This is a genomic window from Protofrankia sp. CiP1_Cm_nod3, from assembly GCF_982290655.1.
Genome location: NZ_CEVIVD010000027.1, coordinates 39,583 through 40,877, shown reverse-complemented (window position 1 = coordinate 40,877; position 1,295 = coordinate 39,583). Strand labels below are relative to the sequence as shown.

The window sequence follows — 1,295 nt, the reverse complement described above, 5'->3', positions numbered from 1 at the left end:
CGTTCCAGCCGGAGCGATCCAGCCGGAGCGATGACGAGGACAGGAGACGCGGTCCCGATGACCATGTCCGCGGTGGAGCACGGCGGTGTCACGGCCGGCGGTGGCGGCCGCTACTACGGCAAGTACCGGGGGTTCGTCACCAGGAACACCGACCCGGACAACCTCGGCCGGATCAGGGCGGTGGTGCCCGAACTGCTCGGTTCGGTCGAGACGGGCTGGGCGCTGCCCGCACTGCCGTACGCCGGGCCGGAGGTGGGCCTGTTCGTGATGCCGCCGGAGAAGGCGGGCGTGTGGATCGAGTTCGAGGCGGGTGACGTCTGCCGTCCGGTCTGGACCGGCTGCTGGTGGTCGGACGGGGGGCTGCCGAAGGACGGCGAGGGCAGCCCGGCCGAGGCGCCGATGGTGCTGCTGCGCACCAGGAACGGCCTGCTGCTCACCATCGACGACGAGCACAAGAAGATCACGGTCGGCGACGCCGACGGCAAGAACACGGTCACGGTCGACATCTCCGGCGGAACCGTGACGGTGAAGGCCGCGAAGAGCGTGGTGGTGGACGCGGGGAAGATCGAACTGACGAAGGACGCGGCTCACCCGCTGGCGTTCGGCGACGCCCTTGAGAAATACCTCAAGGATTTCGCGAAGGAGTTCAGCAAGCACATGCATCCCGGGCAGTCGTCACCGGTCGGCCCGGTGACCCCGGCGCCGCCGGCCGCGCCGATGACGCCCCCGTCGGGCCTCACGTCCAGCGCCGTGAAAACCGGCTGAGAAGCGCTGTTGGAAACGACTGGAAATAACGCTGTGAGAACCGGGTGAAAACCGGCTGGGAAGCAAGGAGGGAGAACCGTGGCGAACATGGGCGCGCCCGAGCGGCGTTTTCGGCTGGACCACCCGTTCCACGTCGACGCGACCGGGCGGGTGGCCGGCACCGACTCCGACGACCACGTCCGGGACATGATCTTTCAGGTGCTGTTCACCAACCCGGGGGAGCGGGTCAACCGGCCGGACTTCGGCTGCGGCCTGCTGGGCCTGGTGTTCCTGCCGAACAGCGACGCGCTGGCCACCGCCACCGAGTTCCTAGTGCGCGGCGCGCTGCAGCGCTGGCTTGCCGAGGTCATCACGGTCGAGGCGGTCGAGATCCGTTCGGACGAGAACGTGCTGACCGTCGAGGTCGGCTACCGGCGGCTGGACACCGGCCGGCGCGCGGACGCCCGGTTCGTCTCCCCGTCCGAGCTGCCGCTCCCACTGAGCTGACCGACAGCACCGAACGGACCAGCGGCACCGAGCCGGCCGAGAGC

Annotated in this window: 2 protein-coding genes; both read left to right on the top strand. The window is 69.4% G+C overall.

Annotated elements, in window-relative coordinates; translation table 11 throughout:
- Positions 1–57 precede the first annotated feature (57 nt).
- A complete protein-coding gene (locus tag AC5LUJ_RS08120; RefSeq protein ID WP_250281612.1) occupies positions 58–765 on the top strand; it encodes a phage baseplate assembly protein V in 708 nt (235 codons plus the stop codon).
- An 87-nt stretch (positions 766–852) separates the two neighbouring features.
- Positions 853–1,251 carry a GPW/gp25 family protein gene (locus AC5LUJ_RS08115; RefSeq protein WP_493464729.1) on the top strand — a complete coding sequence of 133 codons (399 nt, stop codon included), beginning with the start codon at positions 853–855 and terminating at the stop codon, positions 1,249–1,251.
- The last annotated feature ends 44 nt before the right edge of the window (positions 1,252–1,295 follow it).

Excerpts from the sequence above, each read along its gene's own strand:
- AC5LUJ_RS08120 (WP_250281612.1), top strand. The coding sequence starts at position 58 with ATGACCATGTCCGCGGTGGAGCACGGCGGTGTCACGGCCGGCGGTGGC.
- AC5LUJ_RS08115 (WP_493464729.1), top strand. The coding sequence starts at position 853 with ATGGGCGCGCCCGAGCGGCGTTTTCGGCTGGACCACCCGTTCCACGTC.